General features: G+C 70.1%; 22 protein-coding genes. 11 read left to right on the forward strand and 11 right to left on the reverse strand.

Features of this window, described 5'->3' with window-relative positions; translation table 11 throughout:
* Positions 1-4: 4 nt before the first annotated feature.
* Positions 5-1,537 (forward strand): serine/threonine-protein kinase, encoded by a 1,533-nt coding sequence (locus tag FB390_RS19315; protein ID WP_141810190.1) that lies wholly within the window; start codon positions 5-7, stop codon positions 1,535-1,537.
* Positions 1,538-1,546: 9 nt separating this feature from the next.
* On the opposite strand, the gene FB390_RS19320 is transcribed toward FB390_RS19315, so the two are convergent.
* Entirely contained in the window at positions 1,547-3,091 is a 1,545-nt protein-coding gene (locus FB390_RS19320) for an acyl-CoA synthetase (protein WP_141810191.1), read from the reverse strand.
* 142 nt (positions 3,092-3,233) lie between these two features.
* On the opposite strand from FB390_RS19320, the gene FB390_RS19325 reads away from it, so the two are divergent.
* The 5 genes from FB390_RS19325 to FB390_RS19345 all read left to right on the forward strand — a co-directional run bounded on the left by FB390_RS19325 (position 3,234) and on the right by FB390_RS19345 (position 8,185).
* Positions 3,234-4,376 carry a PucR family transcriptional regulator gene (locus tag FB390_RS19325; protein ID WP_141810192.1) on the forward strand — a complete coding sequence of 381 codons (1,143 nt, stop codon included), beginning with the start codon at positions 3,234-3,236 and terminating at the stop codon, positions 4,374-4,376.
* 84 nt (positions 4,377-4,460) lie between these two features.
* Positions 4,461-5,339 (forward strand): bile acid:sodium symporter family protein, encoded by an 879-nt coding sequence (locus FB390_RS19330; RefSeq protein ID WP_141810193.1) that lies wholly within the window; start codon positions 4,461-4,463, stop codon positions 5,337-5,339.
* Positions 5,340-5,499: 160 nt separating this feature from the next.
* Positions 5,500-7,035, forward strand: a complete 1,536-nt coding sequence (locus FB390_RS19335; protein ID WP_141810194.1) for a glycosyltransferase family 39 protein — start codon at positions 5,500-5,502, stop codon at positions 7,033-7,035.
* A 22-nt stretch (positions 7,036-7,057) separates the two neighbouring features.
* Positions 7,058-7,426: an arsenate reductase family protein gene (locus FB390_RS19340; RefSeq protein ID WP_141810195.1), complete on the forward strand. Its 369-nt coding sequence runs from the start codon at positions 7,058-7,060 to the stop codon at positions 7,424-7,426.
* 78 nt (positions 7,427-7,504) lie between these two features.
* Positions 7,505-8,185: a TIGR00266 family protein gene (locus FB390_RS19345; RefSeq protein WP_067847657.1), complete on the forward strand. Its 681-nt coding sequence runs from the start codon at positions 7,505-7,507 to the stop codon at positions 8,183-8,185.
* 201 nt (positions 8,186-8,386) lie between these two features.
* Here FB390_RS19345 and FB390_RS19350 read toward each other — a convergent pair whose 3' ends face one another.
* The gene (locus tag FB390_RS19350) at positions 8,387-8,896 is read right to left on the reverse strand and encodes an NUDIX hydrolase (RefSeq protein WP_141811890.1); all 510 of its coding nucleotides are present in this window, start codon (positions 8,894-8,896) and stop codon (positions 8,387-8,389) included.
* A 72-nt stretch (positions 8,897-8,968) separates the two neighbouring features.
* On the opposite strand from FB390_RS19350, the gene FB390_RS19355 reads away from it, so the two are divergent.
* Positions 8,969-9,349, forward strand: a complete 381-nt coding sequence (locus FB390_RS19355; protein WP_141810196.1) for a nitroreductase family deazaflavin-dependent oxidoreductase — start codon at positions 8,969-8,971, stop codon at positions 9,347-9,349.
* Between the two features lie 6 nt (positions 9,350-9,355).
* Here the strand turns inward: FB390_RS19355 and yidC are convergent, their stop codons facing one another.
* The 9 genes from yidC to FB390_RS19400 form a co-directional block, all read right to left on the reverse strand.
* Positions 9,356-10,237, reverse strand: coding sequence for a membrane protein insertase YidC (yidC, locus tag FB390_RS19360; RefSeq protein ID WP_141810197.1), 882 nt, complete (start codon positions 10,235-10,237; stop codon positions 9,356-9,358).
* A gap of 100 nt (positions 10,238-10,337) precedes the next feature.
* Positions 10,338-10,634, reverse strand: coding sequence for a DUF6412 domain-containing protein (locus tag FB390_RS19365; protein ID WP_141810198.1), 297 nt, complete (start codon positions 10,632-10,634; stop codon positions 10,338-10,340).
* 28 nt (positions 10,635-10,662) lie between these two features.
* Positions 10,663-11,478 carry a helix-turn-helix transcriptional regulator gene (locus tag FB390_RS19370; protein ID WP_141810199.1) on the reverse strand — a complete coding sequence of 272 codons (816 nt, stop codon included), beginning with the start codon at positions 11,476-11,478 and terminating at the stop codon, positions 10,663-10,665.
* 132 nt (positions 11,479-11,610) lie between these two features.
* A complete protein-coding gene (locus FB390_RS19375) occupies positions 11,611-13,668 on the reverse strand; it encodes a CocE/NonD family hydrolase (RefSeq protein ID WP_141810200.1) in 2,058 nt (685 codons plus the stop codon).
* Positions 13,669-13,818: 150 nt separating this feature from the next.
* Complete coding sequence (locus tag FB390_RS19380; protein WP_185757089.1) at positions 13,819-14,985, reverse strand: PucR family transcriptional regulator; 1,167 nt, start codon at positions 14,983-14,985, stop codon at positions 13,819-13,821.
* 40 nt (positions 14,986-15,025) lie between these two features.
* Positions 15,026-16,840, reverse strand: coding sequence for an AMP-dependent synthetase/ligase (locus FB390_RS19385; RefSeq protein WP_141810202.1), 1,815 nt, complete (start codon positions 16,838-16,840; stop codon positions 15,026-15,028).
* A 225-nt stretch (positions 16,841-17,065) separates the two neighbouring features.
* Positions 17,066-17,602 carry an NUDIX domain-containing protein gene (locus FB390_RS19390; RefSeq protein ID WP_221639305.1) on the reverse strand — a complete coding sequence of 179 codons (537 nt, stop codon included), beginning with the start codon at positions 17,600-17,602 and terminating at the stop codon, positions 17,066-17,068.
* Positions 17,599-18,312, reverse strand: a complete 714-nt coding sequence (locus FB390_RS19395; protein ID WP_141810203.1) for a hypothetical protein — start codon at positions 18,310-18,312, stop codon at positions 17,599-17,601. Before FB390_RS19395 ends, FB390_RS19390 begins: the two co-directional genes overlap by 4 nt.
* A gap of 136 nt (positions 18,313-18,448) precedes the next feature.
* On the reverse strand, positions 18,449-19,651 hold the full coding sequence (locus tag FB390_RS19400) for a DUF418 domain-containing protein (RefSeq protein ID WP_141810204.1): 1,203 nt from the start codon (positions 19,649-19,651) through the stop codon (positions 18,449-18,451).
* Between the two features lie 92 nt (positions 19,652-19,743).
* Here FB390_RS19400 and dop point away from each other — a divergent pair, with 92 nt between their 5' ends.
* From dop to prcA, 4 genes are all read left to right on the forward strand, one after another.
* Positions 19,744-21,243 (forward strand): depupylase/deamidase Dop, encoded by a 1,500-nt coding sequence (gene dop, locus FB390_RS19405; protein WP_141810205.1) that lies wholly within the window; start codon positions 19,744-19,746, stop codon positions 21,241-21,243.
* Between the two features lie 175 nt (positions 21,244-21,418).
* Positions 21,419-21,613 carry a ubiquitin-like protein Pup gene (locus FB390_RS19410; protein ID WP_067781199.1) on the forward strand — a complete coding sequence of 65 codons (195 nt, stop codon included), beginning with the start codon at positions 21,419-21,421 and terminating at the stop codon, positions 21,611-21,613.
* A 14-nt stretch (positions 21,614-21,627) separates the two neighbouring features.
* Positions 21,628-22,476 (forward strand): proteasome subunit beta, encoded by an 849-nt coding sequence (gene prcB / locus FB390_RS19415; protein ID WP_141810206.1) that lies wholly within the window; start codon positions 21,628-21,630, stop codon positions 22,474-22,476.
* The gene (gene prcA / locus FB390_RS19420) at positions 22,473-23,243 is read left to right on the forward strand and encodes a proteasome subunit alpha (protein WP_141810207.1); all 771 of its coding nucleotides are present in this window, start codon (positions 22,473-22,475) and stop codon (positions 23,241-23,243) included. The genes prcB and prcA overlap by 4 nt, the downstream gene beginning before the upstream one ends.
* Positions 23,244-23,292: the final 49 nt, after the last annotated feature.

The following is a 23,292-nucleotide window of genomic DNA, read 5'->3' on the forward strand; positions in this document are numbered from 1 at the left end:
CCGCATGGCGGCAGATCCGCGGCCCGGCACCGTGTTCGCCGGTTACCTCGTCGAACGCGTCCTCGGCGGTGGCGGCATGGGCACGGTGTACCTCGCCAAGCACCCCCGGCTGCCGCGCCGCGACGCGCTCAAGGTGCTTTCCGCCGAGCACAGCATGGATGCCGAGTTCCGTGCGAGGTTCCTGCGCGAAGCCGAGCTCACGGCGAGGATCAACCACCCGAACGTCGTCGCGGTGCACGATCGCGGCGTCGAGGACGGGCGGCTGTGGATCGCGATGCAGTTCGTCGAGGGGAGCGACGCCGCCGCGATCGTGCGCAACGGCGCGGCCGCCGACGCGCGGCGCGCCGTGCACATCGTCGCGCAGGCGGCGCGTGGTCTCGACGAAGCGCACCGCGCGGGCATGGTGCACCGCGACGTCAAACCGGCCAACATCCTCGTCGCCTCCGCCGACGGCCGTCCCGACCGAGTGCTGGTCACGGACTTCGGAATCGGCAGGGCCACAACCGGTTCGACCGCGCTGACCGAAGAGGGCGCGGTCTTGGCGACGCTCGCCTACGCCGCGCCGGAACAGCTGATGGCCTACCGGGTGGACCATCGCGCCGACGTCTACGCGCTCGGCGGCACCCTGTACGAACTGCTCACCGGCGCCAAGCCGTTCCCCAGACCCACCGCCGCCGCGGTCGTTCACGCGCACCTACAGGATCCGCCACCCCGGCCCACCCTCGCGAATCCCGCGCTGCCGCAGGCGTTCGACGCCGTGATCGCGCGCGCCATGGCCAAGGATCCGGCGCACCGTTTCGAAACCTGCGGGGCGCTGGCGGCCGCGGCCGAGGCGGCGCTGACCGGAGTGGGCCCGATCGATGTGCCGCCTGACGTTGCCGTGCTGCGGGACCACGCCACGCCGCCCGCACGCCGGTTTCCGCGACGGGCGGCGCTCGCCGTCGGCGCGGTCGCGGTGGTCACCGCCCTCGGTGTCGCGGGAGCCGTTGCCTTCGACCGTGATACGACCGGCACGACGGCGACGACCACAACCACCGGCACGACCGTGCCGCCGTCCACCACCACCGCCGCCGTCACCAACTGGGGCAGTCATTCGTATCTGGCGAGCGCCTTCCCCGGTCTGCTGCCCGAGACCCCGGGCGGGACCGGTTACCAGGGCATCCGTTGTGCCGCGGTCGACGCGAAGCGACGGCCGGTGGACCTGAACGCCCCGGCGGAGGGGGAGAACCGGATCTCCTGCAACGGCGACAAGAATCCGCTGTATGTGCTGGTGGTGCTGTGCAATTCGGATCGGAGCCCGCGCGACCGGCCCACCGTCACCGCGGACGAGACAGTCACCGGCGACGAGCGGTGGGAGCGCGTGTCCGGCACCGGCCGGATCGTGCGCGGCGACGTCACCGGTCCCTCGGGCGCGCCCGCCGGGATGCTGTCGATCGTCTTCGACGACATCGGCCGCGGGTTCTGCGAGGTGCTCGCCTTCGGCGGCGACTCCGGCCGGGACCTGTTCGACCGCTGGTGGCGCGACGCCCCGATCTGAGTGGAGGGCTCAGTTGACCTGTCGCGCGTCGGCGTCCCAATACTTCTGCCGCAGATCGCGTTTCAGGATCTTCCCGGCGCCCGACACCGGCAGCGCGTCCACGATCTCGATACTGCGCGGCGCCTTGTATCCGGCGATCAGTTCCTTGGCGTGACCGCGGATCTCCTCCGAGGTCACCTGCTGTCCCGGCTTGCAGACGATGACCGCATGCACCCGCTCGCCCCATTCGGCGTCCGGCACGCCGATGACCGCGACCGCGGCCACCGCCGGGTGCGCGGCGACGGCGTTCTCCACTTCGGCGGAGTACACGTTCTCGCCGCCGGACACGATCATGTCCTTGATCCGGTCGACGATGTAGACGTAGCCGTCCTCGTCCATGTAGCCGCCGTCCCCGGTGTGCATCCAGCCGTCCCGCACGGCGTCCGCGGTCTCGGCGGGCTTGTTCCAGTAGCCGAGCATCACGTTGCCGCCGCGCACCACCACCTCGCCGACCGTGCCGCGCGGCACCTCGGCGCCGTCGGAATCCACGATCCGGATCTCGCTGTGCGGCGCGGCCCGTCCCGCCGAGCGCAGCCGACCCGCCAGGTGATCCGCCGGACCGAGCAAGGTGGCGATCGGCGCGACCTCGGTCATGCCGTAGGCCTGGGTGAAACCGGCGTTGCCGAAGGCGGCCATCGCGCGCTCGAGCACCGCCTGCGAGATCGGCGAGGCGCCGTACATGATGTGCTCGACGCTGGACAGGTCGAACTCGGCCGCGCGCGGATGGTCGACGAGCATCTGGATCATCACCGGCACCAGCACGGAGGAACTCACTTTGTGCTGCTGGATCGCCGTCAGGGTGGCCACCGGGTCGAACGCCGGGATCATCACGTGGGTGCCGCCCAGCATCAGCACGCCCTGCCATCCGGCCAGATCGGCGAGGTGGAACATCGGCGCCGCGTGCAGGAAGACCGCGCCGGGGGCCATCAGATATCCGGTGGCGACGCCGCCGAGCGCGGAGGTCAGCAGGTTGGCGTGGCTCAGCACCACGCCCTTGGGGAATCCGGTGGTGCCGCCGGTGTAGAAGATGCCCGCCGGCGCGTCGCCGCCGCGGCGCGCGTCCGGGATCGGTGTGGCGTCCGCGAGAACGAGCTCGTAGTCGAGCGCGCCTTCGGGGGCCGGGCCGTCGCCGCAGTGGATCACCGCGCGAAGTTCGGGATACTGCGCCCGCAGCGCCGGAACCATCGGGGCGAAGGCATCGTCGACGAAGAGCACGCGGCTGTCGGAATCGGCTAGCGAGTAGGCGATTTCGGCCGGACTCCACCGGATGTTCACCGGATTGAGGACGGCGTCGGCCCACGGCACCGCGAGCAGGTACTCGTGGTAGCGGTCGGAGTTCAGCGACAGCATCGCCACCCGGTCGTTCGCGCCGACGCCGAGGGCGCGCAGCCCGCCCGCCAGCCGGGCGACCCGGTCGAGCACCTCCCGGTTGGTTCGGGTGCGGGAACCGCAGATGGTCATCAGGCCGTCGGGGTTGTGCTGGGCGGCGCGGTGCAGGCCCTGAGTCAGATACATCGTCGAGTCCTCGTCGAGCGGCGGTGATCGGTCCCGACGAGTATTCGGCGCGGAGTGTGACCTGCGCCATGGAAAGCGTGTCGAACTATCAGTCGCGGGTTTGTTGATTTCTCCAAGCGCCCGCCCGTACGCTCGCCCCACCATGAGCAGACGCCCGACCGCCGCCGAACGTTTGGTGGTGTCGCGCGTGCGGCGCCGCGCACCCGCGGTCGTCGACCGCGTCGTAGCGCGAGCCAGGGCGGAGATGCCCGCCTACGCCGCGCTGCCCGCCGCGACGATCGCCGCGTCCACCGCCTCGGTCGTCGACCGCTTGCTCGACGCGCTGCACGACGGCCATCCGCTCAGCCCCGGAGATCTCGCCGCGCTGCGCGAGTTCGGCGAAACCCGTGCCCGCCAAGACATCTCGCTGGCCGACATCCAGAACGGATGGCGCATCGCGGTCCGCGAGATCTTGGCCGAACTGACCGAGGCGGCCGCCGCGAGCGGTGTCGCCGATCGCACGCTGCTCCAGTTGATCACGGCCCTGCTCGACCTCGTCGACGCCGCCGTCGTTCCGTACAGCGGCGGGCACCGCGACGTGGAGATCGCCGCCGCCCGGCACGACGAGCAGTTCCGCGCCGAGTTCACCAGGGCCGTGCTCCTCGGCACGCTCGGTCCCGGTGACCTGCGGATTCGCGCGCAGCAACTCGGCGTCGATCCCGAAGCCGAGTACCGCGCGTACCGCGCCGGGACGGAAAACGCGCCCGATTCCACCGCTCCGCTCCCCGCGAGCGGGTTCGTGACCACGGTGGACGGCGATGTCGCCGGGTTTGTGGAAAAGTCCAGAAGCCCGGGAGTGGGCGGCGTCGTCGGGGTCGGTCCGCCGACCCGGCTGGAGGATCTGGCGCGCTCGTTCCGTTTGGCTGGTCGGGTACTGACCACCGCGCGACTGTTCGGCCGCACCGGAACCATCGACCTGGACAGCGTCGGCGTGCTGCCCGCGATCGCCGCCGACACCGACCTCGGCGCGGAACTCGTCCGGCGCTATCTGGCGTCCCTCGGCGGCGGCGAATCCGCTCGCACGATCATCGACACCGTCGAGGCCTACCTCGACACGGGTTTGCGCATCGAGGCCACCGCCGAGCGACTCGTGGTGCACCCCAACACCGTTCGCTATCGATTGAGCCGCTTCGAGGAAATCACCGGCGCGGACCTGCGCGCCGCGCACACGGCGCTGCGAGTCTGGTGGGCGATCCAATACCGCAAGACCCAGCACGCCGGGGAGCGGCGCCCGCCGCGCGGGTGAGACTTTCGCCGCGCGGGCTTTCCTTCCGTGCCTTTCCACCGATACGGTCGGATTCGGTGGAGGGTGGTTCGAGAGGAGATCCGCATGGGTTCAACGGCTTTCGCCGTCTTTCTGCCGCTGGCGCTGGCCTTGGTGATGTTCGGGCTCGGCTTGACACTCACCGTCGACGATTTCGCCAGGGTGCTGCGCTATCCCGCGGCGGCGGCGATCGCGCTCGTCTGCCAGATGGTGCTGCTGCCCGCCGCGTGCTTCGGGCTCATCCTGCTGTTCGGCGTGGAGGGCGCGCTCGCGGTGGGCATGATGTTGCTCGCGGCCTCGCCCGGCGGACCGTCGGCGAACCTGTTCAGCCACATCGCCGGTGGGCACGTCGCGTTGAACATCACACTCACGGCGGTGAATTCGGTGCTCGCGGTGTTCACGTTGCCGTTGGTCGTCGCGCTGTCCTACACCGTGTTCCTGGACGGGGAGGGCTCGATCGGGTTGCGGCCGGACAAGTTCGCGCAGGTCTTCGCGATCGTGCTGGTGCCGGTCGCGGTCGGGATGTGGGTACACCGGCGATTCACCGACTGGGCGCGGCGGATGCGCGGGGCGGTCAAGGTGTCGTCGATCGTGGTGCTCGCGCTGGTGGTCGCGGCCGCCGTGGCGAAGAACTTCGACACGCTCACCGAGCACCTCGGCGAGCTGGCCGCGCTGTGCCTGGTGTTCGCGGTGCTCAGCCTGACGGTCGGGTACCTGGCGCCGCGGGTGTTCGGCGTCGACGAGGACCAGGCCGTCGCCTCGGCGATGGAGATCGGCATCCACAACGGGGCGATCGCCATCGCCGTCGCGGTCTCCGTCCTGCACAACGACACGATGGCCGTGCCGGGCGCGGTGTACGGGGTGCTGATGAACATCCCGGCCGCCGCCGCGGCCTATCTGTTGGCGCGCCGCCACCGATCCGCGAAGGTCACCGCCGCGGCTTAACGGAGAACCCGGCCCTCGACGTCGTCCGCTGTCGGGCTCATGCCGATCCCCTCGAACTACGCCTGAATGGTGATCTCGACTCGCCCCGAGGGTGGATGGGCGAACGGGCGTTTCCCATTAGATTCGACGCGGTCGGAGTCCGAATTCGTCGAGGAGCGGCGTGATCGAAACCGTAGAGCGTCAGCAGCGGAACCTCGCGGAGGCGGATCGTCCTCCGGTGGCGTCCACGGGCATCGCCGTCGTCGCGGGCATTTCCCTTGCGGTGCTGCTGTTCTCGGCGAGCCGCTACGACTACTTCGGCGACGAGCTGTACTTCCTCGCCGCGGGCCGCCACCCGTCCTTCGGGTACGCCGATCAGGGCCCGGTGCTTCCGATGCTGGCCCGGCTGATGGACACCATCGTGCCCGGCTCCTTCTTCGTGCTCCGGCTGCCCGCGGTCGCGCTGACCACGCTGGCCGTGGTGCTCACCGCGCTGCTCGCCAGGGAGTTCGGCGGCGACCGCCGCGCTCAGCTGCTCGCGGCCATCGCCTACGCGACGTCGCCGTTCCTGCTGTTGCAGGGCAAGATGCTCACCACCAACGCGATCGACACCGTGCTGTGGGTGCTCGTCACCTGGCTCGTGGTCCGCTGGGTGCGCACCCGCCGCGATGCGCTGCTGCTGTGCGCCGCGCTCGTGACGGCGGTGGACATGCAGGTGAAGTGGCTGATTCCGTTCTTCTGGATCGCGATCGCGGTCACCTCGCTGATCCTCGGCCCGCGCGAGCTGGTGCGCCGCCCGCTGCTGTGGCTCGGCGGCGCGATCGTCGTGCTCGCCACGGTGCCGACGCTGGTCTGGCAGGCGCGCAACGGCTGGCCGCAGCTGCACATGGGCGAGGTGATCAGCGGTGAGCAGGGCGTCCTCGGCGGACGGCTGATGTTCGTGCCGCTGGCGCTGCTGACCGCGGGCCTGCTCGGCGCGGTCGTGCTCGTGTACGGCGTGTGGGCGCTGCTGCGCAATCCCGCGCTGCGCCCGTACCGCTTCCTGGGCGCGACGCTGCTGTTGCTGGTCGCGATCTTCCTGGTGATGGGCGGACGCATCTACTACATGGCGGGCATGTACGCCGTGGTGCTCGCCGCGGGCGCGGTCGGGCTGGTCGAGCTGACCGCCGGACTGCGCCCGTCGCCGCGTCGGCTGGCGACCGCGGGCGGCGCGGCGGTGGTGCTGGGTTCCACGGCGCTGGTCCTGTGGTCGACGCCGTGGCAGCACCCCGACCGCATCGCGCCGCCCGCCGACGACGCGGAGGCCGCGATCAACATCGGCGTCTACGGCGAATTCGGCTGGCCCGAGCTGACCGCCGCCGTCACCGAGGCCTATGCCGCGCTCGCACCGGCCGAACGCGCGAACACCGTCGTGGTCACCGACACCTACTGGCAGGCCGGCGCACTCGACCAGTTCGCGCGCGACGAGTTGCCGCCGATCTACAGCCCGAGCCGCGGCTACGGCTACTTCGCCAGACCGGACGAGCAGACCGGCACCGTGCTCGCGGTCGGCGTGTCCGAGAGCTTCCTGCGCTGGAACTTCGACAGCGTGGAACCGGTCGGCAAGGTGGACAGCAGGCTCGGCTTTCCCGGCAACACCCAGGACGTCACCGTGTGGGCCTGCACCGGGTCGCGCCACCCGTGGGCCGAGACCTGGCCGGACTTGATGCATCTATAGCGGCACGTGGTTATCTGAAGGCATGACATCAGGGCAAACCGAGATCTGGCACAACCCGCGGTGCTCGAAGAGCCGCACCGCGACGGCGCACCTGGACGAGACGGGCGTGGCCTACTCCGTGCGGCGCTACCTGGACGACCCGCCGACCGCGGACGAGTTGCGCGAGGTGCTGCGGCGGCTCGACGCGCAACCGTGGGACATCACCCGCACCGGCGAGCAGATCGCCAAGGATCTGGGCATGGCGGACTGGGGCCGCACGCCCGCCGACCGCGACCGGTGGATCGAGGCGCTGGCCGCCAACCCGCAGTTGATCCAGCGTCCCATCGTGCTGACGGCGAACGGCGGCGCGGTGGTCGCCCGCACCGAGGACGCCTTGCGCACGCTCGGCTGAGCCTGCGCGCGAAATCCCGGCTCCCCAGGCGGTATTCGCCGATCCCTACCGCGGCGCACAGGCGGTAGGGTCGGCACTATGAAGGTTCAACTGCGCCACAATCCCGCCTCCACCGTCGCGCGGTGCTTCCTCGCGGGCGGTGAGCCGATGCGGGTCGAGAGCGGCGCCATGGTCGCCCATTCGGCGGGAATCACGTTGCAGGCCAAGGCCGAAGGCGGCATCCTGGCCGGTCTCAAGCGCTCGGTGCTCGCCGGGGAGTCGTTCTTCGTCTCCACGTTCACCGCGCCGCAGCAGGGCGGTTGGGTCGATGTCGCGCCCGCGCTACCCGGCGACATGCTGAACCTGCAGATCACCCCGGACCGGCCGTTCTTCATCAGCCGAGGCGGCTGGATCGCCAACTCGCACGGCGTGCAGGTGGAGAGCAAGTGGGGCGGCTTCGCGAATCTGTTCGGCGGCGAGGGCGGTTTCGGTCTGCGCGCGCACGGCGAAGGCGAGATCGTGGTCGGCGTCTTCGGCGCGATCGACGTGATCGACCTGCAGCCGGGCGAACCGATCACCATCGATACCGGGCACGTGGTCGCCTACGACCTGGCCATGAACTTCACCATCCGCCGCGCCGTCTCCGGCCGCTCCATCCAGTCGCTGAAGTCGGGCGAAGGATTCGTCTTCGACTTCGTCGGTCCCGGGCGGGTGCTGCTGCAGACCCGGAACCCGGGCGCGTTCCTGTCCTGGGCCAGCACCGGCGCCTCGTCGAGCTGACCGAGGCGAGGACCGCGAAGCGAGGATTTCCATCCGAGCCCGTCACGTCCGGGTAACCTCCCGGACACCCGGGTCCGTGATGCTGGCCGCTCCACTCGATGAACTACACGAAGGATGACATTCCATGGAGCTGCTCGAAGTCGTCGCCAACATTTTCCAGACGTTCCTGTCCCTGGGCAGCGGCAGCGCTGCGTAGTCGGTTCAGGTGAGGAGATCGCCGACCAGCACCCGGGTGTCCGGGACGAACGGCCAGTCCGGGTCGGCGAGGTGGGCGCGCAGTTCCGCGCCGGTCCACCACCAGCCGTCGGCGATCTCCTCGGGCTGATGACGGATGGGGCCGTCGTAGCGCAGCTCGTAGGCGAACAGGTGGCAGCGCATCGGCCTGCCCTCCCATTCCCCGTCCCAGGACGCGCCGGCCATCGGCAGCGGCGGCGTCGCGTCCGGTCCGAGCAGGATGCCGAGCTCTTCGCCGAGTTCCCGGATCGCGGTGCGCGCCGGATCCTCGCCCGGCGCGACGACACCGCCCGCGAGGCAGTCGTGCATCCCGGCGAACACCATCTTCGTGTCGGTGCGGCGGTGCACGTAGACCCGCTCGCCGTCCATCGACCGCACCAGCACCCCCGAACTGGCGTGCCACAGTCCCTCGCGATAGACCTCGGCGCGATCGGCCGCGCCGACCTCTCGCCCCTGCCGGTCGTAGACCGCGATCATCTCGTTCGGCTGCGCTGACACCGCTCGAGGGTAACCTGAGTGGTGCACGCCGCCTGGAGAGAGGACCGTCCGATGGTGCTTCCGCGCGCAGTGGCGAGATTCAACCGGCACGTGACCAATCCGGCGGCCGGGTTGATCGCGAGCACGGTGCCGCCGTTCGGTGTCGTGGTGCACAAGGGGCGAAAATCCGGGCGCGCGTATCGAACTCCGGTGTGGGTGTTCGAGGACGACGGCGTCTACCGCATCGCGCTGACCTACGGTCGCGACGCGGAGTGGGTCAAGAACGTCGTCGCCGCGGGCGGTTTCGAGCTCGAGACCAGGGGCCGCACGGTCGAACTCCTGGATCCTGTGGTGCTCGAGGACCGGTCCGCGGGCTGGGCGCCGTTCGGTGTCCGGCAGGTGCTGCGGAGCATCGCCGCCAAGTACTACCTGCAGGCCGGTCCTGTCGGCTGATGTGGGTCAGCGGCGGCGGCGTGGTTTCGCGCCCGGTCGTGGGGCGCTCGTCGTCCCGGAGGTATCCGAAGCCGTTGGGGCGGGCTGACTTTCGGCGTCGATCCACCGGTACGTGAAGTGCTGCTGGGCCAGCGTCCACGCGTTGTTCGACACCCAGTACAGCAGGATCACGACGGGAAGTACCGCGCCGCCGATCAGCACGCCCGCGGGAAACACCCACAGCGTCAACGTGTTCAGCATCGGAACCTGCGTCGCGGCCGGGTCCTGGCGGGCGATCGATGCCCGCGCCGTGACATGTGTCGCGAGGGCCGCCAGCACCATCAGCGTGCCCGCGACCGCGGCGATCGTGACGCTCGGCTGCCCGGCCAGGGTGGCCGACAGCGGCGCCCCGAACAGTTTCGCCTGCAGGAACGATTGCACGTCGGCGGCGTCGAAGGCGTAGTTCGGTGTCTGCGCGTTCTGTTCGGGCGTCATCGGCGTCGGCGTCGCCTGGAAGGGCAGATGGCTCGCCGTGCCGGTGCGGTCGAACGATCGCAGCACGTGGAACAGCGCGAGGAACACCAATCCCTGGCCGAGCATCGGAAGGCAGCCGGCCAGTACGCGCACACCGTGTTGCCGGTGCAGCTTCTGGATCTCGGCGGCCTGGCGTTGCCGGTCGTCCGGGTAGCGCTTGCGCAGCGCCTCGATCTGGGGTTGCAGGCGCCGCACGACGGCCTGGGTTCGGACCTGTTTCAGGAACAGGGGATACATGGCCGCGCGGAGGGTGGCGACGAGGAACACCACGGCCGGCACCCAGGCCAGACCGCTGCCGGGCCCGAGCAGCGCGGCGAAGGCGGTGTGCCAGAGCCAGAGCACGGCGGAGACAGGGTAGTAGACGACATCGAGCATGGGGAAACACCTGATTCGGTGAGACGTGCGCGCACGCACGGAAACGGGAAAGGTCACGGCAAAGGGCCGACCACATCCGCGCTGTGGCGCGGGAGGTCGATCAGCCCGTGACCAGTCCCGGAGCTCGCGGCCGCGGACGGCCCGCCGTGTCGGGATTGCTCTGGCGCAGATACGAACCGCGCCTGCGGCGCTGCGCCGACGGCGGCGGTCCGCAATGCGGGACGACGACCGGCGTGACCGCCGCGCCGCGCAGCGCCACCATCGCGAACATCGCGGCGGCGAGCACGCCGAGCGCGGCCAGCGAGGCGTGCTCGGGCAGGGGCGTGGCCAGCAGCGCGAACGCGGAAGCCAGGCACGCGAATACCGCGAATGCCGTCAGCCGAACCCGCGAGAACACGGGATCGAGCGTACCGGGTGGGGCGGTGTCACGCTCCGTCGCCGAGATCCCACTGATCGGCTCGGTGCAGCGCGGCGGGCGTCAGTCCGAAGGTGCGACGGCAGGTGCGGGTGAGCTGGGTGCTGTCGTCGAAACCGGCGGCGTGCGCGGCGGCGGCGAGATCGTCGCCGGAACGGAACCGGCCGATCGCCACCCGCAGCCGCAACCACAGCATGTACGGGCGCAACGGCATTCCGACCTGCTCGGCGAACAGGTGCGAGAGCCGGGCGGGGGAGAGCCCGACCCGTTTCGCCACGTCGGACCCGCGGATCGAATGATCCGGCACCAGGCTCGGCAGCAGCCGCAGCGCCTCGGTCACCGCGCCGTGCCGCTGGGCGCCGTTGGCGGCCGTTGGAGCGCAACGCAATTCGCGCACGATGGCGGCCACCTGCTCGGCGATCGGCGCACCGGCCAGCGTCGCGGGCAGCGCGGGCTGATCGTCGGCCCAGCCGCCGGCGTGCGCGCGGCGATCGGCGGCCGCGCCCGCCGCGGTCTCCGGATCGAGGTAGAGCGCGGCGCCTTCGGCGGCGGTCTCGATCCGGTGCGGCGCGTCGGCGGGCACGATGATCCTGGTGCCGCGGTGCCGCACCCCGCCCGCGTCCATCACCGTGATCGGCGTACGGGCGGCGAGCAATTGGACGGTGTGGTGGGCGTGCAGCGCGGTCGGGCGGATCGCGCCGCCGAAGGCGAGAATCCCCGGCCGCAGCAAAGCCGTTGCCCGCCGAGGGGATTCGTCGGGCGTGCGGGCGCCGCCCGAGGCTGGGGGTGTCGCGGACACCCCGTCGGTGACCAGAGCCTTCTCCATCGGACGCTCCCGGCAGGTGACGCATGGATCCGGGTTTCGGATCCATCGCCGAGACTATCCGGGACGCACCGCGGCGGTGAGCGTTTCGGTCAGCTGAGCCAGGAATTCACCCACGATCGGTCGTGGGTCGATCTAGTCGAACGCGGTGGCGGGAGCCAGCGGAACAACCAGGCTCGACGGCCCGCTCGCGTCCCGGTGGATCCGCTGGGAGGAGCCGATCAGCCGCGGCAGATCGGTGGGCACCGGGATCGTGGAGGGGAAGGTGCCGCTGGTGATCCGTACTCGCAGCGCGTGTCCCGGCTCGAGCCGATGGAACGCCGGGCGCAGCTTGATCTCCATCCGCGTCACCTCGCCGGGGACGAGCAGTTGCTCGGCCTCCTTGCGCACCACGTGCTCGGGCCCGTAGACGGCGCCGTCCGCGGCCCGCCAGGTCTTCTCCTCGTCGAGGGTGCGCAGGCTGGCCAGCTGCGAGCCGCCGGTGATGTTCACCGAGGTGCCGTCCGGTGCCACATCGTCGAGCCACACCTGAAAAGCGGCGTCGGTACTGGTCGACGAGGCGTAGAGGGTGAGACTGCTCGGACCCGCCAGCACCGTCGGCTCGGTCACCGGGTCCATCGTGTACGCGTGCCCCGCGGTCGGGCTCTGCACCCATTCGGTACACGGGTTGTAGGCGTTGAAGACCCGGAAGACGAAGTCGAGCAGGCCGCCGGAGTACTGGCCCAAGGTCTGCCGGTTGCAGATGTTGTCCACGCCGCTGTAGTCGAGCCGGTCGGCGGCCTCCGCGATCGTGGGCTGCTCGGCCACGAGCCGGTCACCGTCGAAGTAGCGGCGCTGAATCTCGGCATGCTCGGACGGATATCGCGAGGTCGCGACGGCGTTGTTGTTCGCGTCGATGACGTGCAGCGTGCGCTCGGTCTCGTCGACGCCGTTGTCGATGCCCTTGAGGAAGCGGTCGAACCAGGCCAGCGTGATCATGTCGGTGTCGAGCCGCGAGCCGGGCCCGAAGCCGAGGCCGACGTGGTACCAGGGACCCATCAGCAGCTGGAACCGCCCGTCGGTCGGCTGCCCGGGCGCCATCGGCGCGAACTGGTCGCGCCCCGCCGCCAGATTCTGGAGCTGAGAGTAGTTGCGCCACGGTCCTTCCTGGTACAGATCCCACAGGCCGCCGACCTGGTACATGGCGATGTCGTTGTCCACCAACGCTTTCAGCTCGGTCTCGAATCGGCGCTCCTGCCACCACGCGCCGTCGTAGGCCAGCGGGCCGCCCGCGTACGCCTCCACCAGCTTGACGAGGGTGCTGTCGGTCGACACCAGCGCCGCGAGGTGATCGCCGAGCGCCTGCAGGAAGGTCTGCGGAGTCACCACCGCCGTCATGAAGGGGCCGATGAGACTCAGATACGGCACCATCAGCGAGATGACGGTGAGCAGCAGCGGGCTCATCAATCCGTCGTGGCCGAGCACCTCGTTGAAGATGTTGTTGGGCATGGCCATCGGCACGATCGCCTTCAACGGCGAACCTGGACCGACGGATTCGGCGGTCCGCATGGCCGACAGCGCCGGAAACGAGTACCCGTACATGCCGACCTCGCCGCTGGAACCCGGCAGCCGGGCCGCCCAGTCCACCACCTGCGCGCCGTCGAGGCCGTCCTGTTTCGATGCCGGATTCCAGGCGCCGGTGGACCCGCCGGTGCCGCGCACGTCGGCGATCACCTCGATGTAGCCGCGCCGCACCAGCATGTCCTGGGCGCTGGTGGCCTGGTTGACGATGCGGCGCGCGTCGCGCAGATGGTCGGGCAGCGGGATGCGCAGTTGATCGATGACGCCGGTGACGGCGGCGGTGAGCGCGCTCGAGAGCGCGCCGTAGGTGGTGAAGTTGACGACCACCGGAAACTCGCCCTCGGCCCGTCGCCCGGTCGCCGGGTCGGTCGGATACCTGACCTCGGCCTGCAATGTGGTGCCGTCGGCGAGCGGAATCACCTGTCCCAGTTGATATTCGATGCCGTACCGCTCCGGCGTCGGCACGTAGTCCGCGGGCAGCCCGAAGTTCGTCGGCGCGGACGGCACCGGTCCCGCGGCGGGGACGGCGCTCGCGCCGGGCGCGAGCTGAACGGTCGGCCCGAGGGCGGTGATCGCCGCGAGGGCGACCGTGGCGGCGCGGCGGCGGAACCGCGCCCGGCTCGAAATCGTCAACTACTCGAACTCTCTGCTCGCGGTGCCGAGACGGACGACACCGGGGACATCGCTGTCTGATACAGCAGACCGCATAGTCCGGGTACCGCACCACCGGCAGTTCCCAAGACCGCGAGGCGACGATTTGTGCGCCCGACCAAAGCGGCGGAACTACGGTGCGAACGAGGCGGCTTCGAGCAGTCTGGCCAGCCGCGCCGCGGACAGCGTCATGGCGTCGGCGGGACGGTGCGGATCAAGTCCGGTGAGTTCGTGCACGCGCGAGAGGCGATAGGTCACCGTGTTGCGGTGCACCATCAGCTGCCGCGCCGTGGCGAGCTGATTGAAGCCGGTGTCCACGAACGTCTCCAGCGTCTCGGCGAGCATCGGCTGGGCGTCCAGCGGTGCGAGCAGCGCGGCCAGCCCCGGCCGGGCCGCGTCGCTCACCGCCACCGTGTATTCGAAGTGCAGATCCGTTCGGCGACAGATGATCTCGCGTCGCGCGAGACAGCGCCCGAGTTCGGCGAGCACCCGCGCCTCGGCGGCGAGCGCGGGGATCGCGGCCCTCGTGGGCGCGGCTCCCACGCCCACCCAGTACGGGGGAACCCGGCCTGGCGCGTGCGCGGGCAGGCGCGCGGTGAGCCCGGCCAGCGCGGCCGAACCGTCGTCGCCGGAGGCCAAGGGGACCAGCGCGGTCCAGCCGCCGGTGTCCAAACGCAGGAAGACGCCGGGGATGGCCTCGACCCGGTGCCGCAGGGCTGCCGCGGGTCCACCGCTGCTCCCGCACAGCCGGAACACCGCGACCAGGAAGGCGTCGGCCACCGGGATGACCGGGTCGTCGGCCCACTCCACCGGATCACGCCCGGCGAGCAGCGCCTCGGCGATTCCGCGGCGTCGCTCCAGCAGCTCCCATCGCGGATCGTGGACGCGCTGGACGGCCGCCGTCGCGATGCGCGAGCCGACCAGCGTGATGTACTTCAGCAGCGCGGGGGAGGCGTCCAGCAGCAGGGCCTCGTCGGCGCCCGCCGAATCGCGCAGCCGCTCCCAGAGGAAAGCCGCGCCGAGCCGATACCGCTCCAGCACCTCGGCCAGCGGCGTGCCGTCGCGCAGCCGGTCCATCGCCAGTTCCACCAGCTCCCTGGTGTCGGCTTCGGACGGCTCGACGCCGCGGCGCAGGTACTGGAAGAACAGATCGACGTTGAGCTTCGCGCCGCGGGCGAAATCGGTTTCGACCAGTGAGAAGGGCAGCTGTGCGTAGGGCGGCAGCGTGCCGTAGAACCCCTCCAGCAGCGAGGCCGCGGTGCGGTGCAGGCCGTCGATCCGCGCGGATCGTTCGTTCATCGGCGCCTCCGTGTGCCGCATTGCCGTCCTGCGCCCCGGCTCAGGCCGAGTACAGGGCCTCGATGGTATCGGTGTAGCGGGTCGCGATCGGCGCGCGGCGGAGTTTGCCGGTGGCCGTCAGGCAGTCGCCGCCCGGCTCCCACACCTCGCCGAGCACGCGATACTTCTTGATCTGCTCGACGCGGGAGAGTTTGCCGTTCGCCGCCGTCACCCCGCGCTCGATCTCGGCGAGCACCTCCGGGCTGGCGGCGAGGTCGGCGACCGAGGTGTCGGCGAGCCCGTTCCGCTTGCCGAAGGCGGCGGCCAGATCGGGGTCGAGACAGATCAGCGCGGTGTTGTAGGGGCGCTGTTCGCCGATCACCACGACCGTGCCTGCCAGCGGGCAGTTCTCGGTGATCGTGTTCTCGATGTTGGCCGGGGACATGTTCTTGCCCGCGGCGTTGATGATGAGCTCTTTCTTGCGGCCCACGATCGACAGGTAGCCGTCGGCGTCGAAGAAGCCGATGTCGCCGGTGTGCAGCCAGCCGTCGGCATCCACTGTCTCAGTCGTCTTGACCGGGTCGTCGCGATACCCGCGCATCACCATCTTTCCCCGGATCAGCACCTCGCCGTCCGCCGCGAGGCGGACCTCGGCGCCAGGCAGCGGCGTGCCGACCGTGCCGATCTTGATCCGGGCCGGGCCGTTCAGCGTCGCGCCTGCGGTGCACTCGGTCATGCCGTACCCCTCGCACAACGGCAGGCCGAGACCGAGGAAGAACTCGTGCACGTCGGGCGGGATGGCTACCGACCCCGTCACGGCAACGCGCACCTGGTCCAGGCCGAGCCTGGCGCGCAGCGGACCGAGCACCAGGCGTTCGGCGACGGCGTGCTGGACGCGTCCGGAGAACCCGAGCGCGCGTCCGTCGGAGGCGGCCCGCGCACGATCGCGGCCCACGCCGACCGCCCACCGGGCCAGTGCGCGACGCGGCGGCGGCTCCGCGGCGAACCGTTCCTCCAGCGCGCCTTTGACTTTCACCCACACGCGGGGCACGCCGAGGAACACCGTCGGCCGCACCTCGGCCAGCGCGGCGGCCACCTGCTCGAGATCGGCGACCGTGGTGATCTGGCCGCCCTCCAGCATGGTCAGGTAGTGCGCGAACCACCGGTTGGCCGCGTGCGCGTCCGGCAGGTAGGAGATGACCCGGTCATCCGGTCCGCCGCCGCCGAATTCATCGATGACGCGCGCGTTCTCGATGAAGTTGGTGTGCGTGAGTTCGACGCCCTTCGGCGGGCCCGTGGTACCCGAGGTGTAGACGATGGTGAGCAAGTCCTCGGGACGCACCGCGCGCCACGTCGCCTCGAAATCGAAACCCTCCGGCGCCGAGTCGGATTCGAGCGCGCCGAGCGCCACGGTGCCCGCGGGCGCGTCGTCCACCACGATCACGTGCTCGACGCGGTGACCCCGCTCGGCCGCCGCCGCGACCGCATCCAGAATCCGTGGTGCGAACTGGCTTTCGCAGATGACCGCCCGATTCCGTGCGTTGCCGAACTGATAGGCGAGCAGCTCGACCGGATTGGTGTTGTACACCGAGAAGGGCGTGGCGCCCGCGTGCAGCACGGCGGTGTCGCACAGGTGGAACTCCGGCCGGTTGGTCAGCATCAGCGCGACGGTGTCGCCGTGGCGCACGCCGAGCGCGGCGAGACCGGTCGCGATGGCGCGGACCCGCGCGCCGTACTCGCGCCAGGTGATCGTCTGCCCGCCGCCGAGGGTGCGCAGCGCGACCGCGTCGGCGTGGCGGGCCACGTTCGCCTGGAACGCCGCGCACAGGGTGTCCGGACGCGCCCGTTCGACCGCCGGAGTTGTGGAGGGAACCAAGACCGAGACCTTCTGCTGGAGTGTGGCCGAGGCGACCCCCCGTCACCGGCGGTGGCGTCGACCTCGTCGTCCGTTCAAGCTCAGCGCATCGAGCAGACCCCTCGCCAGGGGCAAAGGCCAAGACTGTGCCGTCCGGATTTGTGCACCGGACCAAACGGCTGCACGCCCAGCGCATCCGCGTGGTCCGGCCTACGACTCGGCCGCCGCCGTCATGGGACGGACGCACTAGGGCCTGGCGGGTCGGTGCAATTCCGTTGCCAGCGTGAGGAGTTCGGGCAGGTGCACGCCGTCGGTGGCGGCGTGTTCGAGCGCGTCCTCGAAGGCGAAGGCGCGGACCTCGAGGATCTGCTCGGCGTCGGCGGGATTGGTGGGGGAGCCGTCCAGGACGACGTCGGCGGCGCACCACAGCCACGCCTTGTGCGGGTGCGGCTGCCACGGCCGGTACGGTTCCGGCGCGTCACTGGTCGCGTGGTGCGCGCCGAGCCACCGCACCGGGCCGACCGGGCGCGCGCCCGCCTCCTCGCGCAGCTCGCGGCGCAGGCACTCGTCCACCGATTCGCCCGCCTCCCTTGTCCCGCCGGGCAGCAGCCAGACGTCGCGGTCGTCGCGGCACAGCACGATCCGCTCGCCGACGAAACACACGACGTGCACGTTGGTCACCAGCTCGTCGGCAGGCAGCTCGGTGGAAAAGCGGACGTCCAGACCGCCCCACTCCCAGCGGGCCGGGGTGTGCAGCAGCGGATAGCGCTCGGCGAAACTCACTCGCCCGACGGTAGTTCAGGAAGCCGGAACAACAGCACCTCCGGATCGAGGCCCTCGTCCTCCACACGAAAAGCGTTGCGGAACAAGTCCTGATCGCGATCGTTGCGCCGGATCACGGTGCCGATCTCGGGATTGACCCGGCAGGCGGCGGCGCAGCGCAGCCAGTCGCGCGCGAAGGCGGCGTCCTGGAAGGTGGGGAAGCTGAACTTCGGGCCCATGGCCCAGCACATGCTGAGCATGCCGAGCTGCGCGTCGGCGGGCCAGGAGTCGAATGCGGCGAAGGGCATCACCACCGCGCCCGTGCCGTGCCGCACCATCCGGCCGCGCAGCAGCGTCTCCAGCTCGTCGAGCCTTGCGAAGACCAGGCGGTCGATGTGCTCGTCGGTCAGCCGCAGCTCGGTGACGTCGGCGAAACGGCGGTAACCGCCCGCCACGAGATCCATCCGGCTCTTCACCGCGTCCCATGCCGCGTTGATCTCCGCGCCGGTGGCCGGTGAGCCGTCCGGACGCCGCCACGGCAGCCTGCGGGCGGCGATGAGCGAGGCGGCCCGTTCGGCCGGCGTCGGAGCGGCGCGCACCCGTCCGGTGTCGTCGAGCTTGTTGCCGACACCGGTGCTCACGAAGCCCTCGGAGTCCAGGTACATCCAGGGCACCCGGCCCTCCAGCGGTTCGTTGAACGGCAGCCAGACACGGCGCACCGCGGCCTTCATGGACGATTCCCCTCGTCGATAGTGCGGAAAGGTGTCGTTTCAGCATGGGACGAGGAGCGGCGGCGAACACGAGTAGCGCACTACTCGTGTTCGCCGCCGCGGTTCTGTGCGATGGCGCTGACCGAGGCCGCGCCCGTCAGCGCTCGCGGGCCAGCACCCGGTAGCAGGCGTTCCACGCCCACTCGACCGGCCCGCGTTCGAAGCGCCGCAGCCACAGGTGCGCGGCCGTGACGATGATCAGCGTGACCACCAGGTAGATCGCGATCGTGAACGGAACGCGCGCGTCGGGGGAGACCCGCGCTGCCAGGCCGAGACCCCAGCCGTAGCAGAGCGCCGAGGCGACCAGGTTCTGCAGGATGTAGCAGGACAGCGCGGTGCGGCCGACCTCGGTGAGCCGTCGGCCCGCGAAACCGAGCCGCGGACGGCGCAGATAGAACTCGGCGACCAGCGCCAGGATGCCGAAGGCGACGAACGGCGCGCTGCCGTACCGGGTGAACAACACCAGATCGCCGCCGAACACACCGGCGAGCAAATCGATCGGCGCCGCGATCGCGCCGGTCACCATGAGCCGCTTGCGAATTCGCGTGCCTTCCGGACGGAACAGGCCCGCGCGGTACAACCGGGCGCCCGCCAGGAACAGCGCGACCGACATGGCGAAGACGAAGACGGCCTCGAGACGGAACACGAGCGCGTTGTCCAAGCGGAACACGACGAGGTCCCAGAACGAGCCGTCCGCGTAGGGATTGGGGTCCAGCGGCTCGCGCGGCGCCGAATCCTGCGGCGGTGCGAAGGCCATAGCCAGGGCGATGAGCGTCAGCACGACAACGTGGACGCTCGCCGCGATCGTCAGCCAGCGGCGCTGCGCACGGTCGCTCGTGGCGAGCACGAAGGCGACCACCAAGCCGGTCACCGCGTAGCCCATCAGCACGTCGAACTCGGCGACCAACACGAAGTTGAGCACGCCGTCCAGGAACAGCAGCCCCGCACGCCACGGATAGCCGCCCGGCCACGCGCCGCCGCGGCGCGCGGCCGAGGCCTGCTGGATGGCGAGGCCGATGCCGAACATGATGGTCAGCAGGCCGAGGAACTTGCCCTGCGCCAGCTGTTGCAGCACCCGCTCGGTCCACATCCAGCCGCCGCCGGTGGCGGAGCCCAGTCCGTCGATGTAGCCGATCAGGCCCTCCGGGTCGGTCAGGATCCAGACATTCGTGCCGAGCGTGCCGAGGATCGCGATGCCGCGCAGCACGTCGAGCGCGACGAGCCGCGCGGGCCGTTCGGGCCGCTCGGCGCGGTCCCGTTCGGAGGCTCCCGCCCCGGTTTCGGCGATGGATTCGGTCATGAGTCGACTATCCGGCCCGGGAGCGGGGAACGTGATCCTCCGGAAGTACCACCCTCGGTATGACATTGGCCGGTGTCGCCTAGGCTCGAGGTATGCAGCGCATCATCGGTATCGAGGTCGAATACGGCATTTCCACCCCCACCGAGCCGTCGGCCAACCCGATCCTCACCTCTACCCAGGCGGTCCTCGCCTACGCGGCGGCCGAAGGCGTGCCGCGGGCCAAGCGGACGCGCTGGGACTACGAGGTGGAGTCGCCGCTGCGCGACGCCCGCGGTTTCGACCTGAGCCGGATGAACGGACCGGCGCCGGTGATCGACGCCGACGAGGTCGGCGCGGCGAACATGATCCTCACCAACGGCGCGCGGCTCTACGTCGACCACGCGCACCCGGAGTACTCCGCGCCCGAGGTCACCGACCCGCTGGACGCGGTGATCTGGGACAAGGCGGGCGAGCGGGTGATGGAGGCCGCCGCACGGCACGCCTCGAGCGTGCCCGGTGCACCGCGGCTGCAGCTGTACAAGAACAACGTCGACGGCAAGGGCGCCTCGTACGGCACCCACGAGAACTACCTGATGAACCGGGACACCCCGTTCAACCAGATCATCGTCGGGCTGACGCCCTTCTTCGTCTCGCGCCAGGTGATCTGCGGTTCCGGCCGGGTCGGCATCGGCCAGTCCGGCGACCACCCGGGATTCCAGCTGTCCCAGCGCTCCGACTACATCGAGGTCGAGGTCGGACTGGAGACCACGCTCAAGCGCGGCATCATCAACACCCGCGACGAGCCGCACGCCGACGCCGACAAGTACCGCAGGCTGCACGTCATCATCGGCGACGCGAACCTGGCCGAGATGTCGACCTACCTCAAGGTCGGCACCACCGCGCTGGTGCTCGACCTGATCGAGGCCGGCGAGGACCTGTCCGATCTGCAGCTGGCCCGCCCGGTCACCGCCGTGCACCAGATCAGCCACGACCCGAGCCTGCGCGCCACCGTCGCGCTGGCCGACGGCCGCGAGCTGACCGGCTTGGCGCTACAGCGGCTCTACCACGAGCGGGTCGCCAAGTTCATGGACCGCGAGGGCAACGAGGACGCCCGCGTGCAGGACATCCTGGACAACTGGGCGATGGTCCTCGACCTGCTCGAGCGCGACCCGATGGAATGCGCGAACCTGCTCGACTGGCCCGCCAAACTGCGCCTGCTCGAGGGCATGCGCCAGCGCGAGGGCCTGAGCTGGGCCGCGCCGAAGCTGCACCTGATGGACCTGCAGTACTCCGACGTGCGCCTGGACAAGGGTCTGTACAACCGGCTGGTGGCGCGCGGCTCGATGAAGCGGCTGGTCTCCGAACAGCAGGTGCTCGACGCGATGACCAAGCCGCCCACCGACACCCGCGCCTACTTCCGCGGCGAATGCCTGCGCCGTTTCGGCGCGGACATCGCCGCGGCGAGCTGGGACTCGGTGATCTTCGATCTGGGCGGCGATTCGCTGGTGCGCATCCCGACCCTGGAACCGCGCCGCGGCACCAAATCGCATGTCGGCAAGCTGCTCGACGGCGTGGACACCGCCGCCGAACTGGTCCAGCAACTCACGACGTAAACGGCGTCGTCGGGTCCCGATTCGGGCGCTGTCCGCGCGGCGAATTGGGCACAGATCCGACATCGTGTCGGTTCGGCTGGGTAGTGTTGTTGTACGAGCACGCACATTGCTCATGATCGGAACCGTGCTCATACTTTGGGTCCGGTCATGATGAGGACAGAGGAGGTCGGCTGCCATGGCACAAGAGCAGACCAAGCGCACCGGGGGCGGCGACGAGGACGAGGGTCCCGACGGCGTCGACGCGGCCGGTCAGGAGCGTCGCGAGAAGCTGGCGGAGGATACCGACGACCTGCTCGACGAGATCGATGACGTGCTCGAGGAGAACGCGGAAGACTTCGTCCGCGCCTATGTGCAGAAGGGCGGCCAGTGACAGCAGGTGACCCCATGCGTCTCCACCCGGGGTACGCCCTCTCCTCGTTCACCGAACACCTGCGCGCACACGCACCGGAGCTGTTGCCCGGCAACAGATTCGCCGCGATCGATGGCGCCACCGGAAACTCCGGTGGCGCCGTCGCGAAGGACGTCGCCCCGCACGGCACCACCATCGTCGCGGTGACCTACCGCGGCGGCGTGCTGATCGCCGGCGACCGGCGCGCCACCCAGGGAAACCTGGTGGCGAGCAGGGATATGGAGAAGGTGTACATCACCGACACCTACTCGGCGGCGGGCATCGCGGGCACCGCGGGTATGGCCGTCGAGATGGTGCGCCTTTTCGCGGTGGAGCTGGAGTACTACGAGAAGATCGAAGGCGTTCCGCTCACCTTCGACGGCAAGGCCAACAAGCTGTCGAAGATGGTGCGCGACAACCTCCCCGCCGCGCTGCAGGGTCTGGCGGTGGTGCCGGTGCTGGTCGGGTACGACCAGCAGGCCACCGACGAGGACCGGGTCGGCCGCATCGTGTCCTACGACGTGGTCGGCGGTCGCAGCGAGGAGCGATTCGGTTACACCGCAGTCGGTTCCGGTTCGATGTTCGCCAAGACGTCGCTGAAGAAGTTGTACGCCAAGGGAATCGACGCGAACCGGGCGTTGCGCATCGCGGTCGAGGCGCTGTTCGACGCCTCCGACGACGACACCGCGACCGGCGGACCGGATCTGGCGCGCGGCATCTACCCGACGATCGTCACGATCGATGAGGACGGTGCCGTGGAGGTGCCCGAGGAGCGTGTCGAGGAGATCGCCCGCGGCATCGTCGCCGACCGCGCGGCGGCACAGGAAGGGAGCGCCAACGCATGACACTGCCGTACTACGCGTCGGCCGAGCAGATCATGCGCGACAAGACCGAGCTCGCGCGCAAAGGCATCGCTCGTGGTCGCAGTGTCATCGTTCTGGCGTACGACAAGGGTGTGCTGTTCGTGGCGGAGAACCCCTCCGCGACGCTGCACAAGGTGAGTGAGCTGTACGACCGCGTCGGGTTCGCGGCCGTCGGCAAGTACAACGAGTTCGAGAACCTGCGCCGCGGCGGCATCCTGCAGGCCGACCTGCGCGGCTACCAGTTCGACCGGCGGGACGTGACGGGCAGGGCGCTGGCCAACGCCTACGCCCAGGCACTCGGCACGATCTTCACCGATCAGCTCAAGCCGTACGAGGTGGAGCTCTGCGTGGCGGAGGTGGGGTATCCGGAGCAGGCGCCGCAGTCGGTGCTGTACAGGATCACCTTCGACGGCTCGATCGTGGACGAGCGCGAATACGTGGTGATGGGCGGCACGACCGAGCCCATTGTCTCCGCGCTGAAGGGGTCCTACCGGCCGGGTCTCGACCTGGCCGCCGCGATCGACGTCGCGGTCAAGGCGCTGCAGGCCGGGATTCCGGAGGGCGCCGACAAGGAGAAGCGAGCGCTCGGCGTGAGCTCCCTCGAGGTCGCCACGCTGGAGCAGTCGCGGCCGCGGCGGGCGTTCCGCCGGATCTCCGACACCGCGCTGGAGAAGCTGCTTCAGCCGGCGGGCGCGGCGAAGACCACCACCGTGGTGGAGCTTCCCGAGGAATCGCCGGACTCGGAGTAGTCGAAGACCAGGGCCCGCGTGGGACCGCCTCGACGGCGATCCCACGCGG

Origin of the sequence: Nocardia bhagyanarayanae (assembly GCF_006716565.1) — a bacterium.
Classification (GTDB): Bacteria; Actinomycetota; Actinomycetes; order Mycobacteriales; family Mycobacteriaceae; genus Nocardia; species Nocardia bhagyanarayanae.

Coding starts and splice junctions, on each gene's coding strand:
- FB390_RS19315 (WP_141810190.1), top strand. CDS start 5: ATGGCGGCAGATCCGCGGCCCGGCACCGTGTTCGCCGGTTACCTCGTC.
- FB390_RS19320 (WP_141810191.1), bottom strand. CDS start 3,091: ATGTATCTGACTCAGGGCCTGCACCGCGCCGCCCAGCACAACCCCGAC.
- FB390_RS19325 (WP_141810192.1), top strand. CDS start 3,234: ATGAGCAGACGCCCGACCGCCGCCGAACGTTTGGTGGTGTCGCGCGTG.
- FB390_RS19330 (WP_141810193.1), top strand. CDS start 4,461: ATGGGTTCAACGGCTTTCGCCGTCTTTCTGCCGCTGGCGCTGGCCTTG.
- FB390_RS19340 (WP_141810195.1), top strand. CDS start 7,058: ATGACATCAGGGCAAACCGAGATCTGGCACAACCCGCGGTGCTCGAAG.
- FB390_RS19345 (WP_067847657.1), top strand. CDS start 7,505: ATGAAGGTTCAACTGCGCCACAATCCCGCCTCCACCGTCGCGCGGTGC.
- FB390_RS19350 (WP_141811890.1), bottom strand. CDS start 8,896: ATGATCGCGGTCTACGACCGGCAGGGGCGAGAGGTCGGCGCGGCCGAT.
- FB390_RS19355 (WP_141810196.1), top strand. CDS start 8,969: ATGGTGCTTCCGCGCGCAGTGGCGAGATTCAACCGGCACGTGACCAAT.
- yidC (WP_141810197.1), bottom strand. CDS start 10,237: ATGCTCGATGTCGTCTACTACCCTGTCTCCGCCGTGCTCTGGCTCTGG.
- FB390_RS19370 (WP_141810199.1), bottom strand. CDS start 11,478: ATGGAGAAGGCTCTGGTCACCGACGGGGTGTCCGCGACACCCCCAGCC.
- FB390_RS19380 (WP_185757089.1), bottom strand. CDS start 14,985: ATGAACGAACGATCCGCGCGGATCGACGGCCTGCACCGCACCGCGGCC.
- FB390_RS19395 (WP_141810203.1), bottom strand. CDS start 18,312: ATGAAGGCCGCGGTGCGCCGTGTCTGGCTGCCGTTCAACGAACCGCTG.
- FB390_RS19400 (WP_141810204.1), bottom strand. CDS start 19,651: ATGACCGAATCCATCGCCGAAACCGGGGCGGGAGCCTCCGAACGGGAC.
- dop (WP_141810205.1), top strand. CDS start 19,744: ATGCAGCGCATCATCGGTATCGAGGTCGAATACGGCATTTCCACCCCC.
- FB390_RS19410 (WP_067781199.1), top strand. CDS start 21,419: ATGGCACAAGAGCAGACCAAGCGCACCGGGGGCGGCGACGAGGACGAG.
- prcB (WP_141810206.1), top strand. CDS start 21,628: ATGCGTCTCCACCCGGGGTACGCCCTCTCCTCGTTCACCGAACACCTG.
- prcA (WP_141810207.1), top strand. CDS start 22,473: ATGACACTGCCGTACTACGCGTCGGCCGAGCAGATCATGCGCGACAAG.